An 18110-nucleotide genomic window follows, 5' to 3' on the forward strand; every position below is an offset into this window, starting at 1 on the left:
GCAATGCGCCCTAACATTGACAGGGAAGAGACCCAATTCTTTCGCAAAGCAGGCTATGTCATACTCTTTGTGAGCATTGTCATAGGATATTCCCTGTCGCATATAGAGCCTCGTGTTCTTGTCAGCGAAATGCTGATAATGGTATTGTTCATTTTATGTATCGCGCCACTATTGTACAACCTGAAGAATAATTCTTTCGATATTTTCAGCACGATCGTATTCATCCCTTTGATCTATTTTATTTATTTTGGGCTAGGCCCTTCTTTTTATATGCTGAGAAGCAAACTCTCGTTGCTGGCAAATGTGGTGCCTGATGAAATGATCAACCCTGTCATTCTTCTGTCCGTTGCAGGTATCATATTTTTTTACAGTGGCTATTTTTTGGGAAGCATATTTTTTGGAAAAAAGGTTAGCTCACCCCCTGCCCTGCGTGGAAGATGGAACCAAGCGAGCCTTTTCTACGGAGCATTGTTTACGCTTGGCTTTTTTTTATGCATGAATATGCTCTTCTGGAAAAGTGGCGGCGGGATTCCAATCCTGATAGGCGATTATTACAAAGAGACAAAAACTGAACTGATGGCAGGTAAAGGATATTATGAATTTATTGCCCTGTCCATTGTTCCCCTGACGCTCCTCATCGTTAACTGTTATTTGAGCACTAAGGGGAAAATACAGACACGACTCAAACTGATCGTGTTCATATTGTATGTAACAACAGCATGTCTCATAATTCTCAACATGTATCGTGGGTTGTTTCTTACTTTTGTTGTTTTGTCCCTCATAAGCTACCACTATATGCGTACAAGGATAGGAATCAAGAAATTGATTGTCATATTTATGATGCTGGTGCTGCTTGCATCGGTTGCCGGTTATCTCAGGAGCCAGCAGTGGAGTGAGGCAGAATGGAGTGTGGTCAACGTTTTGCTGCTGGAAGCTGCCGTAGAATTCGATAACTATGCCAAAACAATAGAAATCGTCCCCCAGCAACTCGAATTGCAGATGGGCAGGACCATTTTGCCCATACTGACCACTCCTATTCCTCGTGCATTGTTTCCCCAGAAAGACACGATAAAACCGGCTCAAGTCATCATAAAAGAATTTCTCGGCCACGATTTTCTCCGGATAGGTGAAAGGCTTACCTTGCTTGGAGAGTTGTTCATGAATTTCCATCTATTCGGTGTGGCAATCGGAATGATGCTCTACGGTTTGCTTGCCGCATTGGTTCAGCATTGCTTTTATCCAGTTGACAAGGACCCGGTTAAGGTAACTATGTATGTCATTACGCTGGTCGCAGGTCTCGCGTATCAAATACCAGGAGACATAGCGAGTGTTACCATTGGGTACCTTCAATTTATTCTACCGATAGCTGTCGTAGCTCTTGTGTGGTCGGTTCGCAGTGTTATTTTTAAAAACGGGTACGAGTTGTAATGGTGAATGCCAAAAATCTACTAAGAAATGCCGTCATAACACTTGGCAATCGCTTTTTTCGTTATTCCCGGCCACCTGCCGTGCCCGATGGTTACTGCAACATTCTCGTTTTCTGCAGGATGGCAATCGGTGATATTGTAATGGCAATACCCTCATTCAGGGCCTTGCGTCACTCGTTTCCCAACGCTCGTATAGTTTTTGTCACCATGGAGTGGAACCGGGAAGTAGTCCGGTCTCTCGATTATTTCGATGAGGTGGTTTACTTAACCAACGCCATAGTTATGCATAGGGATATAGGGGGATTACTTAGATTCATCGTATGGTTGAGAACGTGTAAATTTGATATGGCTGTACTGCTAGACACATTTTTATTTCCTTTTTATTGCTATATGGCCGGAATTCCTGTGCGTGTTGGGTATGAGTTCGAGAATGAAGGATTTGCATTGACCCACAAAGCTAAAGTCACAGAAAATGAATATAGACTGCATAATTTCCTTAAAGTTGTCGGGTTGTCAGGAGCCCAAATAGATGACACGAGCATGGATTTTCCAGTAAAGCTGGATGAGAATGATTCCCAGATACTCGAAAAGCTACTACCTCAGCAATTGCTGCAGAGCACTTCTCCTGTAGTTGGCATCGTAGCGGGTGGCGGCCGTAATCCGGGCCAAACAGTGCTGGCAAAGAACTGGACGACAGAGGGGTTTGCACAGGTCGCACTAGAGTTGATCAAGAAAGACGATGCCATAATTCTGCTTTTTGGCAAAGGCGAAGACGATGAGATTGCGACCCGCCTACTTGCGCACGTGCGCAGAGAACATCCTGATTCAGCAGAGCGAATTATCAACGTAGTCAACAAAACGAGTTTGATGCAGGCAGCCGCTCTCTTGCAAAAATGCGATATCGTCGTTACGAACGACACGGCGCTGATGCACCTGGCTGCCGCAGTCGGAACGCCAACAGTATCTATTTTTGGCCCAACCAGTCCGGCAAATCTTGCGCCGCGCGGTAATGACCATCGTGTCGTTCAATCAGCAACAGCTTGTTCACCCTGTTACGAAAGTCAGGGATATCTACTCTGCCGGAGTGAGTGCATGAAGGAAATAGCATGGTACACGGTCTATAAAGAGGCCGCCGCACTCCTCCAGGACAGGCAGGTGTGAACCATATGCGCATCGTGGTGAACGGCAGGTTCAGCGGAAGAAAGACAGGCGTGGGGAGGGTGATCGAAAACCTGTTCAAGTCGCTGCAGGATATTGACCTTGAAAACGAGTACTTCATCTATGTGAACGAGGAGTTCAAGGACTTCATACACTTTACCAATCCACGCTTTCACCTGATTTCCAACGGCATTCCGGCCGGCAACAGTCTATTGAACCACCTGTGGACCCAGACGGGGTTCGTGTACAGTATCTTCGCGCAGAAGGCCGATCTGGTGATCCTTCCCCAGATCAATCTCTATATGTTCAAGCTGGCGCCGACCATTCTGTTTCAGCACGACCTTATCGAGCATCACATTCCTAACCAGAAATGGTACAAGCTACTGTTCCGGAGGCTGGCATTCCCCCTGGCCATGCGACTCTCTGACGTAATAGTCAGCGTTTCGGAAAACACCCGGAACGACGTCAAGCACATTTACCATGTGCCAGACCGTAAGCTCGCCGTAATACGTAACGGTGTCGACCTCTCCCTGTTCCGGCCTGTCGACCGTGATGTGGCAAAACAGCACGTTCGGTCGAAGTTCGGCATAGATGACGATTACATCCTGTACACCGGCACGCTCACGTTACCCCAGAAGAACCTGCTGCGCCTGGTCGATGCCTATCATGCCCTGACGTTGAAGGGAGTGCGGCACCAGCTTGTCATGACCGGTGGCAAGGGTAAGGATGCCCACCTGATCCATCAGAAGGTCGCTGAACTCGGCCTTGGCCAGAGAGTACTATTTACCGGTTACACCCAGGACGAGGACCTGCCGTATCTGTACAGCGCCGCTACCGTTTTTTGCTTTCCCTCGTTGTACGAAGGTTTCGGACTGCCCGTGCTGGAGTCCATGGCATGCGGGTGTCCGGTGGTTACGTCCAACTCGTCTTCCCTTTGCGAGGTCGGCGGTGACGCTGCCCTTCTCGTCGACCCTTTAGACAGTGGTGCCATAGCAGAAGCTGTGTGTACCCTGATCACCCACGATGAACTGAGGACTGAGTACTCGGCAAAAGGACTGGAGCGTGCACGCCAGTTCTCCTGGGATCGGGCTGGAAGGCAACTGCTGGACACGATCAACGTCGTTGGACGACAGGCGGCTTCACGAGCATCCTGATTACCCATGGTGGACGAGAGTCACACCATGCACGAAGGGACGGCAATGCAAAACCAATGGACATCCCTTTTGAAGGACAGTGTTATCTGGAAGGGCTACGATGACCAGCATTCGATCGAAGTCGCCCGCCTCAAGATACAGAACTTTATCGTGCCGCAGTTGCAGCGCTTGAATGCAACCCGCATTCTTGAGGTCGGGTGCGGAAGCGGGGTCGGCCCGGTTGTCCTGAGGGAATCGGGATTCGAGGCCTACGGCATCGACCCCCATTTCAAAGACGACGTAACCGACACGTACAGCTTTCTGATCAGCGGAGAGGGGAAAAGGATTCCGTTCCCTGACCGGCATTTCGATCTCGTTTATTCTCTCGAAACGATCGAACATGTCGGAACGCGCGACGGCATGCTGGAACTGGCAGAAGATTACCAAATCGAGCGACGCCTCTTCATAAGGGAGCTGTGCAGGGTTTCCTCTCGCCACGTCATCATAACGACGCCGAACAAGTATTTTCCCGTGGACGAGCACCACGTCGATATGCACGGGAATCCCGGTTTTCGAGTTCATTCTCCCTTCGAGAACAAGACCCTTTCCGCGAGGGAGTTGAGAAATGGTTTTCGCGAATTCGGTTTTGAGCTGGATGCATTCCTGAACCCCCGGGGGTACTATCAGTTGGAGCGCGTCAAAAAGAAATTCGGCCGTATTGGGAGCCTCGTTTCGGATGGATTGTTACGGCTTTCCTCGAATCGCCTTATCGGCGGTTCCTTTTTGAATCCCCATCTTTTCCTGCTTTTCAGGAGACTGGATAGAGCATGAGGATCGCCTTCATCACACTGAAAGGTCTTCCCTATTGCGGTGGTATCGAGAAATACACCGAGGAGGTCGGATCCAGGCTCGCCGCGAAAGGGTACGAGGTGACGGTCTACACGATGCGGCACTACAGCGGGAGCAGTGGTGTGTACCGGGGGATGAAGATCGTTGCACTCCCTTCGCTCCGCGGCAGAAGCCTTGAGAAACTTGGCACCGCCTTCACCGCGACCCTGACAGAGTCAATCAGCGGAAATGCGGATGTTGTTCATTTCCATGCCTTCGGCCCGGCGGCATTCTGCTTCATTCCCCGTCTGCTTGGGAGGAAAGTCGTGGTACAGGGGCACGGCATAGAATGGCAACGCGCCAAATGGGGAAGTATCGGGAAACTGGTCCTCAAACTCCTGGAAAGTCCGTCGGTGAGGTTCCCCCACATCCTTACGACCGTATCAAAGGTGCAGAAATCCTATCTGGCGGAACGGTATCAGCGGGAATGCGTGTATATTCCAACGGGGGTGAATCCGCCGCAGTATGAAAAGCCGAATCTGATCCGACAGTTCGGCCTCGGGGAAAACGATTACATCCTTTTTGCCGCAAGGCTCGTGGAGGAAAAGGGCGCCCACTATCTCCTGAAGGCGTATCAACAATTGAATACCAGCCTGAAACTCGTCATTGCCGGAGATGCCGAGCATGAAACCGGCTACAAGGACGAACTCCTGAAGATCGCAGCGGCAAACAGGAACATCATCTTCACAGGCTTTGCGACTGGCGACCTGCTGTGCGAACTGTTGACCAACTGTTACCTGTTCGTTCATCCGTCGGAAATCGAAGGGCTGTCAACGGTCCTCCTCGAAGCGATGAGCTATGGGAATTGCTGCCTTGTCAGCGACATCCCTGAAAATCTCGAGGCGTTGCACGGGCTCGGCTATTCCTTCAGGAACAAAGATGTTTCTGACCTGGCAAAGAAACTGGACTATCTGATCAATGACAAGCATGCCGTGGATGCTTTCAAGGAACAGGCGAAAACGCATGTGCTTGCCAACCACTCCTAGGATAGAATCGCGGATCAGTTCGAAGCGTTGTACAACACTATGTGCGGATAGAAAGAAAAGTTCGGTGCCAAGACCATGAGTACTATCAAATTCGCGAGCATCATCGTTACGTACCGGTGCAATGCCCGATGCCACATGTGCAACACCTGGCAATATCCCACTGACGCAGATCAGGAGATCGGCGTAGCGGACTATGAAAAGCTGCCTTTTATGAACACGGTGAATGTGACCGGAGGCGAAGCGTTTCTGCGGGAAGACCTTGACGCTATCGTCTCCGTCTTGAAAAAAAAGTCGCGGCGAGTGGTCATCAGTTCCAATGGGTTCTATACTGAAAAAATAGTGCAACTGTTCAGCAAGCACCGTGATATCGGCATCAGGATAAGCATTGAAGGACTGCCGGCGGCAAATGATGAATTGAGGGGCCTTAAAGACGGCTTCGACCATGGCATCAGAAGTTTGCTCGAACTGCATCGGATGGGCATCAAAGATATAGGTTTCGGCATAACCGTATCGGACCGAAACGCGAAAGATCTGCTGGAACTGTATGAATTGTCAAGAATGATGGGCCTGGAATTCGCCACGGCAGCTATTCACAATGCCTTCTATTTCCACAAATCAGACAACATGTTTGAACAGCCCGAGGAAGCAGTTGCAGAATTCAAAAAACTGATACGCGAACAGTTAAAGTCAAGGAAGGTGAAGGAATGGTTCAGGGCATATTTCAATTACGGCCTGATAAATTTCATCGAGGGGAAGCCACGCCTCCTGCCGTGTAACATGGGGCATGATTCGTTTTTTCTCGACCCGTACGGTGAGGTATATCCCTGCAATGTCATGCAGGAAAGCATGGGGAATATCCGCGATCAAGCTTTTTCAGAGATATGGAATTCTCCAGACGCGGAAGATATACGGAGAAAGGTCAAACATTGTACGAACAACTGCTGGATGATCGGTTCCGTCAGCCAGCAGATGAAAAAGAATCTCTGGCTTCCCGCTCGCTGGATTCTGCAGAACAAATTTATGAAAGACGGGGAATAGGAGACTCGTTCACCGCTGGATTGAGCGTGCGCCTCCTCAAATGACGCCATGATAAAAGAATATGTCAGATACCAGATAGCCAGGATCCTTCCCCGGCCCACGAAAGAACCGAGAATAATTCCGCGAGACGTCACGCTGAACGATGTATCCTTGACGCTCTACGACTATGATACCTCGTTCGCGCTGCTGGCGGTCCATCGTGAACTGAAAAAAGACTGCTACGGCATAAATCACATACCGTTCAAAGAAAACGATATCGTCATCGACATCGGCGGTCATGTGGGGTACTTTTCCCTGTACCTCGCCAAGCGCTTTCCCTTCATCACCATCTATACCTTCGAACCGACACCGCACAATTACCGCAATCTGGTTGAAAATATCAGGGTAAACGGGGTGAAGAACGTCACGGCATTCAACAAGGCCGTAACCAGGGACGGAAGACCGCTGGATATGCTGGTGCATCCGTCGAATACAGGCGGGGCTTCGGGACAACAGAAGGACCTGCATTTGCCGGAGCACGAGTTCTTTTCTGCAGAATCTGTGACGCTGGATGGAATATTCCGCGAGCAGTCAATCGAAACATGCAAGCTGTTAAAGATAGACTGTGAAGGGTCGGAGCATGAAATCCTGCTCAACACCGACGTATTGGGCAGGATCGAATACCTTGCGGGAGAGTTTCACATCAACGATTTTCTTGAGAGCGAAGGGTACTCGCTCGAAAGACTGCGGGTACATTGTGAACATTTTATCGACTCCAGGCATATGAACATAACCGAATGTCGCATGGCCGAGTGAAAGGTCAAAGACAATGCGTATAGTATTCCTCGGGTTGCTCCTCTTGATCAGCCAGTTCGCGGTTCCTGCTCTGGTGCACAGCGCGCCGTTGCCGCCCGCCCCCCCTATTCCCGCAGCTGCCTCTGTCAATGCCCGCACTTACGGCTCAATCTCCGCCGCCATATCTGCTGCTCACGGTAAAACCCTGGTGATTTCAGATCTCCAGAAACTTTCCGGGGATCTCGTAATTCCTTCAGACGTTTCCCTGTCCATTGCAAAAGGTGGGGCGATCGTAAACCCGGCCAAGTATACGGTTACCATTGCCGGGCCTTTTACCGCGGGGCTCTATAAGGTGTTTGAGGGATTCAGACAGGGAGACATCCATTTTATCGATGGTTCGGTGAAAGAAGTTTCTCCCCAATGGTGGGGTGAAAACAGTGCGGCCAGCATCAACAAGGCGATCAATGCGTTTCCCAAAGTCTTCTGTCCTCCCGGGCTTTACCTGATCGAATCGGAAGTACTGCTGAACTCCAATACGCATTTGCGCGGTGTGCGGGGAAAGACTGTTTTCCAGCGTCCCCGAGGAGTGAGATATACGGGGAAAAACATCGCCGGGGTCACCTATGCCGACCCGTTCATGATAGGCTTTTATACGTATGGCTCCGGCAACTATTCCGCAAGAACGAATGTGACCGTAGAAGGGATAACTGTTGACGGCAATTCGTACAATTCTACCGACAGTGGACGGATGGCGGGGATATACCTGCATAGTGGATCACATCTCAGCGTGATCGATTGTGAGGTTAAGAACCTGGGGAGAACGGCGGATTTCGTACTGAGTATCGGCATAGCATTCAGTTGGGTAAAAGACGGGGTCATAAAAAAGTGCCAGAGCCATGACAACTCTGGCGATGGGATCAATGTCTTTGCCTTCAACCAGGATGTCGTCGTGACTGAAAATGAAACATACCGCAACGGAGTGGCCGGAATAGAGGTGGAAGGACGGCTGGGGACAAGTTACAACTTGCCGAGAAACAAGCGCATCGTCGTAGCCAGGAACTACACCCATGACAATGCCGGGGTTCCGTGGGGGGCCGGTGGCAGCTATGGCCACGGAATCCTCGTTACGTGGAGCGATGATGTTGTGGTAAGCGATAATGTCGTGTCTGCCAACACAATCTGGATCGGGGCCATTACCGTCATGGGGTCGACGAATATCGTCATCAGGAATAATTCGATCACCGGCAATTTGTCAGCCAGTCCGGTGGACCCGACCGGTTATGGTATCGGGATTTTCGCCCAGTACGACGTTTATGGAGACAATGGCGTAAACAGGAACATTAACATCGCCAATAATTCGATACTTAATAACCGCAATGGCATTTTCGTAAGGGATGCCCAGGATGTATCCATCGTAGGAAACACCATAGAAGGTATGGCTACGAAAAGTGACGGGATAATTTACGAAAAGGGAGCCGTGGGTAAGAAGCTGGAGGTTAAAGGCAACGTCGTGAAGGTTCGACCGGGCTCTTCCACGATAGGTATCAAGGGTACGCGTGAGGATGTAACCATCACAAACAATACATTTCCCGACTGAACCATACCACTGAAAAGCAATGAGGATGGAATGACATGGTCAAAATTCGTCAAGCACTGGCTATCATACCGATTGCTGCCATTTTGGCTGCCTGCGTCGTCACGGATTGCGAGGCCCTCTCCTCTGCCAATATTTCACTGGACAGCCCCATCTACCCGTATCTGGAAAAACTGGCCGGCATGGGGCTGATTCACTCGGACGTCAGGGGGATAAAGCCCTATTCGAAGGCCGAGGCTGCCCGACTCCTTCTGGAAGCCGAGGGAAATGTCAAGGACCGTGGCGATGCACCGGTTTTTGCCGTTGACCTGATCGAGAGGGGACGGGAACTACTCCGGCGCGAGGTGACCCTGAAGCAGGAACCTGCGAAGGAATCCCCGCGGTTTGATTTCAACCCTGCGTCATCGGTCCTCATCCGCTATGTTCATCTCGATGGCAAACCCCGCAGTTATGAACGCCAGGTCCATGACCCCGGAAACGACGGTGTATTCGGCATCGGCCAGGGGCTGCGGCCAGCGAACCCCTACCCTACCCCGGTCCAGCTCCATGGCACGGAAGGCACGCCACTCTTCGAAAACAACGACGGCATCGTCTACCGGAGGGGGAACAACGGTGAAGTGCGCTGGGCTGCCGAGGGGTATGTCCTGGACAAAATGGCGGCGCTTCTGGAACCGTCGCTGCTGGTTACCGGCTCCGATACCACCCTGCGGCTCAACAGGGGATACCTCAAGGTGGGAGGGAAAAGCCTCGAGCTGGAAGTGGGAAGGGACGAAAACTGGCTGGGGCTGGGGTACCGTGGGGCGATAACCCTGACCAACAATGCCCGCAACCTCGACTTCGTCAAGCTGTCGAGCCCCGAGCCATTTCGTGTCGACTGGCTGTCGTGGCTCGGCGACATGAAGTATGCCTTCATTTTTTCACGGCTGGACAGAACGTATGTCGATGGACAGGAACGTCAACCGTGGTTCTACGCCCTGAAGCTCAGCATGAAACCGACCGCCAATCTCGAGATCGGGTTGAACCTGGGGCGGATGCAGGGGGGGCCGGGCACGGACAACAGCCTGGATGCCTGGGTAAAGGGGCTCGTGGGTGGGACGACTTCCGATAATTCGAAGGCCAATGCCGGTTTCGAGGCCCGTTACCGTCTGCCGTGGCTGCGCAACACCGAACTGTACGGAGAACTTTCCGGTTGCGACGTGGCGACGTTCTGGCCCATAGTGGAGAGCTACCTCGCCGGCATCCATATCCCGATGTTGACGGCGGACGGAAGAAACGAGTTCCGTTTCGAATACTTCAGGGGGAACAACATCCTCTACTGGAGCGACAAGTTCCCGGAAGGATTCCTCTATCACAACATGACCTTCGGCCATTCCCAGGGGGGGGCCGTGGATGATTATTTCTTCCGCTATGCCCACTGGTTCGACGGGAGAAACAACCTGGCGCTGGAGTATTTCTTCACGGAACGTGGCTCGTTCGGTCTTTTGCCCGGTCAGGCCGTGGAGAGGAAGAACGCGGGGCGGGTGTTCTGGACGGTGCCGGTGTACGGCGATGTCGATGCCCAGATGATGTATGGGGTGGAACATATCACCAACGTGGACCTTGTGGGTGGTCAGAACCGTACCAATCAGCTGGCGAAGTTCGAACTCCGCTACCGGTACTGAACACAGCCTGCCCTCAAGGGTTTTGGCGAAGACACAAAAACAGGGTGTGCTGCGAATGCAACACACCCTGTTTTCGTTGAGCAGTTTTCACCTGTTCAGCTAAAGCTTACCATTTACCCGCTACCGGAATCCCGGTACCGAAATTGTAAGTGGTGTCAGTCGGCGTACCATTCCAGGCACCGTTACCATTCAGGTCCAGATACCACACCCCGCTGTTGAAGGTACCGATCTCTGTTTTGCCGTCTGCGTTCCAGTCTCCTGTCACCGGCAGCGCTCCGTTAAACCCGAAGAAGTACTGGCGGTCGAGAGATGCACCATCCCATACCTTGTTGTCGTTAAAATCAAGGTACCAGGTTCCGTCCACATATACGCCGATCTTGGTCGTGCCGGTCCCGGTCCAGTCGCCGGTTACGGGAACAGCGCCCGTGAGTCTGTCCCCGAAGGTATAGAGGCCGTCAACCGTTTCACCGTCCCAGACGCCATTGCCGTTAAGATCGAGGTACCATTTGCCGGCGACATACACGCCGACCTTGGTGGTGCCGGTCCCGGTCCAGTCGCCGGTTACGGGAACAGCCCCGGCGAGCCCGCCGCCGAAAATGATGTTTTTGTCAGACGGCGCGCCGTCCCAGATACCGTTGCCATTCACGTCGAGATACCATGTGCCCTTGTCAAACACACCGATTTTGGATACCCCGCTCCCGTTCCAGTCACCCATTACCGGAATCGCACCGGGGAAACCGAAGACCAGTTGCCGATCTGTGGTCGAGCCGTTCCATGCCCCATTGCCGTTGCCGTCAAGGAACCACGTTCCGTTGCTGAAGACCCCGATTTTTACGGAAGGGACTGCGGTAACGACGGTAAAGGAGTTCGTGCTGACGATCTCTTCTCCATGGTCAGGATTGTTTGCGTCGGGGGTCCAGCGAGCGCCGAAGGTTGCGGAACCCGTATCATTCATGTTGCCGTACCAGGAGACGTTCCAGGTGTAGGTGCCCGGCGCCGTCGGTGCGGGAGCGGTCAGGGTGATGGGGAAGCTTGCACCACCCCCCTCTCCGGTAGGTCCGGTGCTTATGGCCTTTTGGACCATGTTCTGATCATAGAGAATCGCACGCACCCATCCGGAACGGTATCCGCCGCCGATGGTGACGCTTACGGTTTCTCCGGGTGCGTAGCTGGTCTTGTTTGTCGTCCCGGTCAGGTTGATGCCGGTTTTTGCACTGCTTGAGTGGACGCCGTGTGCATGACATCCCGCACAGGTGGTGGGTGTCGTACCGTGGCACCCTGCGCAGTTATTTGCATAAAGGGTGGAAGTCGCACTCGCTTTCGGAACACCGGAAAACAGGGCAAGCAAGGCAACCACGGCAAACGAGAGGGATAGATACGATGTTACTCTTTTCATCTTTTCTCCTTTTTTTGTCGATGGCGGGCACAAAAAAGCCGGGCCCTAACATCTGGTTGAGATATTTCGGCGACCCGGCTGTCTCGGTGAGACCCTGTAGGCTTTCCGTCCCATCCTCGCGGATGGTTTAGTATTATCGATTATCAACTACGGTCTGCGTTTTTTGTGTCTGACAGAAGTAACGCTACCAAAATTGAATATCATCCGTCAAGAAAAATGTTACCGCCCTGTTACCTTGTCGTTAGAACACGCCACGGGAACGTCAGAGGCTAAGCATATCGAGCCTGTGCGGGGAAGCGTCCGGACAACGTAGAGTATTAACGCCATGATAGCAAGAGGGGCCCCGAATGTTCGGAGCCCCTCTTATTCATTACCGGTTCAAAAGACCTCAGCGTACACTATAGTGCCCGATAGTACCTACCACGCTCTGCTGCCGTGGCAGCCAGGTGTCGCGCAGGTGCTTGTTGTCGGATTGAACCCGATGGTGCTGACAACGTTTACGACACCGTTCAGGTGCAACGTCGTGTTTACGGTCGTACTGCTGTAGCCGGTGCCGTGGCAGATGGCGCAGCTGTACCCTAACGTAGTGACATGGAAAGCATGCTGGCCAGTCGCCGGAGGAATGGCATGGCAGGTGCCGCACACCAACGGAGCGGCAGAAGTGGTTGCCGAGACCTGGGCTGACGGTGCACTCGTCAGGCTGCCAACAGTGGCTGTCACTACGTAATAGTAGGTAGTCGATGGAGTCAGCCCCATGTGAACGAAGGGAGAGGTCACGCTGGCGATCAAGGTGCCCGTGGCCGGCGTCACCCCTGTGGTCGTCGACCAGTAGATGTTGTAAGTTGCACCGGTAACGGTAGCCCAGGAAACGGTCACCTGGTTGGTACCGCCGACGGCGGTCACACCGGTCGGTGCGGCTGGCGGCAACGGAGTTGCAGAGGTGGTTGCAGAGGCCTGGGCCGACGGGACACTCTCACCCGCTGCGTTAACTGCCGTGACGACATAGTAATAGGTAGTTGAAGCCGTCCGCCCTGTGTGACTATAGGGAGAGGTCGCGTTGGCGATCAAAGTCCCTGTGGCCGGCGTCACGCCTGCGGTGGTGGACCAGTAGATGTTGTACGATACCGCACCGGTGACGGCACTCCAGGCGACGTTCACCTGGGTCGGGCTTACAGCGGTTGCGGTGACTCCTGTCGGGGCTGTTGGCGGCAGAGGCGCCGATGGAGCGGTAGTTGCCGAAACCTGTGCTGATGGGGCACTTTCACCGGTGGCATTAACCGCGGTTACCACATAGTAATAGGTGGTGCCGGCGGTCAGGCCGGTCTGCACGTAGGGTGACGTGGCATTTGCAATCGGAGTCCCCGTTGCCGGGGTTACTCCCGTTGCCGTCGACCAGTAGATAGTGTACGATGTGGCACCGGCGACCGCTGCCCAGGAGATGGTCACCTGGTTGGCGCCTCCGACTGCCGACACTCCAAGGGGAGCAGCGGGAACGGCTGGAGTACTGGTCGGCGTCGCCGATACCTGGGCCGACGGGGCACTCTCGCCCGCTGAGTTGACAGCGGTGACGACATAGTAGTACGTGGTGCCGGCAGTGCGTCCCGTATGCACGTAGGGAGAAGTGACGCCGGTTATTCTGGTCCCCGTGGCCGGCGTCACGCCTGCGGTGGTCGACCAGTAGATGTTGTATGATGTTGCGCCGCTGACACCGTTCCAGGAGACGGTCACCTGGTTTACGCCACCAACGGCGCTGGCGACGGGAGCGGCGGGAACGGTCGTCGGCGGAGGAACCGCTGCCCCGTCCTCTATCTCTATTTCACGGGCAATCAGGATGCCATTGAGGAACGTCCCTTTGACTTCCACCTTGACGCCATTCGCTATTCCCGCAAGGGAGAGTGTTCCCGCGTTGACAAGCGTATCTCCCACCATGAACCTGTTGCCGTTCAGGTTTCTGACATAGCCCTCCACTTCAATACGGTCACCATCCTTTTCATCGATTTCGATGCCGTTACGGCGCGCTGAAACGCTTGTAGCCTTGAGGGTTGTGCTGTTAAATGCCGCGAGTTTTCCCTCTACCTTTACAAATGATCCGACCCCTGTGCCGGTCGGCATGGTTACACCAGTGGCATCAACCGTCAAGTCGCCGATGGCTAAGGTTGAGCCATTCATGGCACCGATGGTCCCCTTCAGCTCGACGGTCGTGCTCGGTGTCCAGTCAGGCATATGGCGCTCGATGAGAGTCGCCCGAATCGTCCCGTCCGGATTGGTGAATCCACTTACCTGGACCATCTGACCCGGGACGACACTGCTCGTCCCCATGGTCGGAAAATCGTCGAATTGGGTGGTTGAGTCAAACCTGACCGTCTGCCCCATCACCCTCATGATTCCCGCTCCACCGTCAAAGGAAGAAATCGGACCTTTAAGGTTATCGGAGAATGAAATACTGGTTGCCTTGCCATTGGTACTGTCGCTGAAAGTGCCTGCGACGGTGACTACCATACCGACTTTAAGTTTCGAATCGCCGGGGTCCTCCATGGTGATAGTGGCACTGCTCGTGTCAAATTTGACACCATTGACATATATACTCCCCAGCTGGGTGATGACCCCTTTGCTCACCCCCTGGGTACTGGCGGCTGGTGCCGTACCCCCTCCCCCACCTCCTCCGCTGCAGCCTGCCATGGCCATAACCGCTGCCATGACTGAGACGACGAACAGATGGTACAACGCGCGATATCTCATCTTGTCCTCCTTGCCCGATGGTTGTGAAACTGACGTCCGCTGATAGGTCAGACCGACTCAGTGGGGCAAACCCTTTGCAATGATAGCAACCTGTTGGGGGGGAGGAGATGGGCGTCTGTCTGTTTTTACCGTCGGATGTTCAGGAAGAATCTGAGGAGTGTCACCGGAAGAGGGGGTACTATATGGTCCTACAAGGATGGGGAAGGTGGTGCAAACGCAGACCTGGCCTGGATCAGACAGGTTACTCGCGCGGAATCGGCAGAGGTGATATCCGTTAAAAGACAGGATCAGTAATTATCATGAACCATTTGTTCACAACCTGCGTTTGTCGATTACCCGGTCCGCTTTTCCTTCGTGGCGCGGGATGCTGTTGGGTTCCACCAGCTTGACCGTGGCACCAACCCCCAGGGTCGATTCGATCCGTTTTTCTACCATCTCCAGAAACGCCTTCTGTTTTTTCATCTCGTCGAAGAAGATGTTCTCCGTTACCTCGATGCGCACTTCGAGGACGTCCAGCGCCCCTTTCCGGTCCACCACCAGCTGATAGTGAGGTTCGCATCCTTCGATGGCGAAGAGCACTTCTTCGATCTGGGACGGAAAGACGTTGACCCCTTTGATAATGAGCATGTCGTCGGAGCGTCCCATGGTTTTCTTCATCCTCACCATGGTTCTGCCGCAGCTGCACGGAGTATAGTCGAGGGACGTAATGTCCCGGGTGCGGTAGCGGATCATGGGGAACGCTTCTTTGTTGATGGTGGTGAGGACCAGTTCGCCGACGCTCCCCGGCGGAAGGAGCTGGCAGGTATCCGGGTCGATGATTTCGGGGATGAAGGCATCCTCGAAGATGTGCATGCCGCACTTCCCCTGGCACTCGCCGGCGACTCCCGGGCCGATAACTTCCGACAGCCCGTAATTGTCCGTTGCGCTGATATGGAGACGTTCCTCGATCTCGCGCCGCATGGCATCTGACCAGGGCTCGCCGCCGAACAGACCGATCCTGAGGGAAAGCGTTTTCGGGTCGATCCCCATTTTTTCCATCCGGTCCGCGAGGGTAATGGCGTAACTGGGGGTGCAGACGAGAGCGGTCGACCGGTAGTCCTGCATGATCATGATCTGTTTTTCGGTGTTGCCGGAACTCATGGGGATGACCGAGGCGCCAATGGTCTCGGCAGCGTAATGAAGCCCGAAGGCGCCGGTAAACAGGCCGTAACCAAAGGCGATCTGCACGACGTCATCGTGGGTCACCCCGGCTGCGGTCATGAACCGGGCGACCAGGTTGGACCAGGTCTTGATGTCATGGCGCGTATAGCCGACCACCGTCGGCTTCCCCGTGGTGCCGGAGGATGAATGGATGCGCACCACTTCCCGCAGGGGGACGGCAAACATGCCGTAGGGGTAGTTGAGACGCAGGTCTTCCTTGGTAGTGAAGGGAAGTTTACGAAGATCGTCGAGGGACTGCACGTCCTCGGGGACGATTCCCAGCTCGTTGAACTTGTTCCGGTAGCAGGTGACGTTCTTGTAGGCACGGTTGAGGGTTGCCTGCAAACGCTCCAGCTGGAGCTGCGCCAGGTCTTCCCGCGGCATGCATTCGTATTCGGCTTCCCAGATTAGCTGCTGCATATGCGTCCCCTCGCAAAATTTGTTAGTCGTGCCTCGCGCCCGCTTCCTGCCGTATCATCGTTCCCACACTTCTTTCTTGTCCCGCCCGAGGTAGGCCCGCTGTACTTCCTTGTTTTCCAGTAACTCGGAAGCACTTCCCTCAAGTATCACTTTACCGGTTTCCAGGACATATCCACGGTCTGCCATCTTCAGGGCCGCTTTTGCGTTCTGCTCCACCAGGAGCACCGTAGTCCCCTTTTCCCGGCGCAGGTTGTCAATGACACCGAATATCTCCTGGACAACCAGCGGTGCAAGCCCCATGGACGGTTCGTCGAGAAGAAGCAGTTTTGGTCTTGCCATGAGTGCCCTGCCGATGGCGAGCATTTGCTGTTCACCGCCGGACAGAGTCCCGGCCATCTGCCGCCGACGCTCTTTCAGACGCGGAAAGAGCGTGTATATCTCCTCAAGGTCGTGGCGGATGGCTCCCCTCCCCTCCCGGGCACGGAAGCGGAGGTAGGCACCGAGTTCAAGATTGTCTTCCACCGACAACGGTTTGAATACCTGCCGCCCTTCCGGCACCTGGGAGATGCCGAGGCTGACAATCCTGTCGGGTGCCAATCCCTGGATGGGATTTCCGGAAAAATGTATCTCGCCGCCTTTCACCGGTGTCACGGCCGAAATGGAGTTGAGGATGGTGGTTTTTCCCGCACCATTTGCACCGATGAGGGTAACGATCTCCCCCGCGATGAGATGGAGGGAGATGTTCTTAAGGGCGTGAACCTGGCCGTAGTAGGTGTTGATGTTCGTTATCTTGAGCATAATGTTCCACTAAGAAATATGGAAACGTGGATTTTTCGATAAGCGCAAGGCGCTCAAGGGAGTACGCGGAGGCGTAGCAGCGCTACGCCGCACAAGTATTCCCGCAGAGTAACGCCGCGATTGCGAAAAAGCCGCGTTTCTCTTTAACCCTCTCCCAGGTATGCCGCGATGACAGCCTGATTCTCCTGGATTTCCCTCGGTGTTCCCTCGGCAAGTTTTTCGCCGAGATTGAGGACCAGGATGCGGTCGCACACATCCATGACCAGTTCCATGTCATGTTCAACCAGCACGACAGTTATTCCCGCCTCCCGGATTTTCCGGATAAGGGTTGCCAGGTCCTGGGTCTCCCGGCTGTTGAGCCCGGCAGCCGGTTCGTCCATGAACATTATCTGCGGTTCCATGGCAAGTGCCCGGGCGATTTCCAGGAGACGCCCCTTGCCAAAAGGAAGACTGTCGGCACGCTGTTCGGCAAGGTCGCTTATTCCACAGAAATCGAGCCAGTTGCGGGCGGATTCCGTTATGCGCCGCTCTTCCGCAAGGTGCCAAGGCAGCTTGAACGAACAGGAAAAAATGCCGCAGCCGCTTTTCGTATGGAGTCCCACCTTGACATTTTCCAGAACGCTCATCTGTCCGAAAAGTTCGATATTCTGGAATGTTCGTACGATGCCGAGCCGTGCGAGCCGTTCCGGCGGAAAGCCCGAAATATTCTTGTCCTTCAGGAAAATCTGTCCGGATGTCTGCCGGTAGATGCCACTGATGATGTTGAACAGGGTGGTCTTTCCCGCACCGTTAGGGCCGATGACGCCGGTTATTTCACCCTGCCGGAGGGAAAAGGAAACGTCAAGCAGGGCGGTCAGGCCGCCGAAAACCTGGGTTATTGACCGTATCTCCAGCATCT

14 protein-coding genes and 1 riboswitch are annotated in these 18110 nt (G+C 53.8%); of the genes, 9 read left to right on the forward strand and 5 right to left on the reverse strand.

Features of this window, described 5'->3' with window-relative positions:
• Positions 1-3: 3 nt before the first annotated feature.
• From KI810_RS08805 to KI810_RS08845, 9 genes are all read left to right on the forward strand, one after another.
• Entirely contained in the window at positions 4-1428 is a 1425-nt protein-coding gene (locus KI810_RS08805) for an O-antigen polymerase (protein WP_214175136.1), read from the forward strand.
• Positions 1428-2588, forward strand: coding sequence for a lipopolysaccharide heptosyltransferase II (gene waaF, locus KI810_RS08810; RefSeq protein WP_214175137.1), 1161 nt, complete (start codon positions 1428-1430; stop codon positions 2586-2588). Before KI810_RS08805 ends, waaF begins: the two co-directional genes overlap by 1 nt.
• A gap of 5 nt (positions 2589-2593) precedes the next feature.
• Positions 2594-3739, forward strand: coding sequence for a glycosyltransferase family 4 protein (locus KI810_RS08815; protein ID WP_246525429.1), 1146 nt, complete (start codon positions 2594-2596; stop codon positions 3737-3739).
• Positions 3740-3784: 45 nt separating this feature from the next.
• Positions 3785-4549 (forward strand): class I SAM-dependent methyltransferase, encoded by a 765-nt coding sequence (locus KI810_RS08820; RefSeq protein WP_214175139.1) that lies wholly within the window; start codon positions 3785-3787, stop codon positions 4547-4549.
• Positions 4546-5592 carry a glycosyltransferase family 4 protein gene (locus tag KI810_RS08825; protein ID WP_214175140.1) on the forward strand — a complete coding sequence of 349 codons (1047 nt, stop codon included), beginning with the start codon at positions 4546-4548 and terminating at the stop codon, positions 5590-5592. Before KI810_RS08820 ends, KI810_RS08825 begins: the two co-directional genes overlap by 4 nt.
• Positions 5593-5667: 75 nt before the next feature.
• A complete protein-coding gene (locus KI810_RS08830) occupies positions 5668-6630 on the forward strand; it encodes a radical SAM/SPASM domain-containing protein (protein ID WP_214175141.1) in 963 nt (320 codons plus the stop codon).
• Between the two features lie 150 nt (positions 6631-6780).
• A complete protein-coding gene (locus KI810_RS08835; protein ID WP_214175142.1) occupies positions 6781-7425 on the forward strand; it encodes an FkbM family methyltransferase in 645 nt (214 codons plus the stop codon).
• A 13-nt stretch (positions 7426-7438) separates the two neighbouring features.
• Positions 7439-9001: a right-handed parallel beta-helix repeat-containing protein gene (locus KI810_RS08840; protein ID WP_214175143.1), complete on the forward strand. Its 1563-nt coding sequence runs from the start codon at positions 7439-7441 to the stop codon at positions 8999-9001.
• Between the two features lie 35 nt (positions 9002-9036).
• Positions 9037-10659 (forward strand): capsule assembly Wzi family protein, encoded by a 1623-nt coding sequence (locus KI810_RS08845; protein ID WP_214175144.1) that lies wholly within the window; start codon positions 9037-9039, stop codon positions 10657-10659.
• Between the two features lie 106 nt (positions 10660-10765).
• Here the strand turns inward: KI810_RS08845 and KI810_RS08850 are convergent, their stop codons facing one another.
• The 5 genes from KI810_RS08850 to KI810_RS08870 all read right to left on the reverse strand — a co-directional run bounded on the left by KI810_RS08850 (position 10766) and on the right by KI810_RS08870 (position 18108).
• Positions 10766-12055, reverse strand: coding sequence for a cytochrome c3 family protein (locus KI810_RS08850; protein ID WP_214175145.1), 1290 nt, complete (start codon positions 12053-12055; stop codon positions 10766-10768).
• Between the two features lie 65 nt (positions 12056-12120).
• Positions 12121-12197: riboswitch (cyclic di-GMP riboswitch) on the reverse strand.
• A 275-nt stretch (positions 12198-12472) separates the two neighbouring features.
• Positions 12473-14794 carry a DUF5666 domain-containing protein gene (locus tag KI810_RS08855; RefSeq protein ID WP_246525388.1) on the reverse strand — a complete coding sequence of 774 codons (2322 nt, stop codon included), beginning with the start codon at positions 14792-14794 and terminating at the stop codon, positions 12473-12475.
• Between the two features lie 312 nt (positions 14795-15106).
• Entirely contained in the window at positions 15107-16414 is a 1308-nt protein-coding gene (locus KI810_RS08860; RefSeq protein ID WP_214175146.1) for a phenylacetate--CoA ligase family protein, read from the reverse strand.
• A 54-nt stretch (positions 16415-16468) separates the two neighbouring features.
• Positions 16469-17212 (reverse strand): ABC transporter ATP-binding protein, encoded by a 744-nt coding sequence (locus tag KI810_RS08865; RefSeq protein ID WP_214175147.1) that lies wholly within the window; start codon positions 17210-17212, stop codon positions 16469-16471.
• A 143-nt stretch (positions 17213-17355) separates the two neighbouring features.
• Positions 17356-18108 (reverse strand): ABC transporter ATP-binding protein, encoded by a 753-nt coding sequence (locus KI810_RS08870; protein WP_214175148.1) that lies wholly within the window; start codon positions 18106-18108, stop codon positions 17356-17358.
• Positions 18109-18110: the final 2 nt, after the last annotated feature.

Source organism: Geomobilimonas luticola (assembly GCF_018476905.1).
Taxonomy (GTDB): Bacteria; Desulfobacterota; Desulfuromonadia; order Geobacterales; family Geobacteraceae; genus Geomobilimonas; species Geomobilimonas luticola.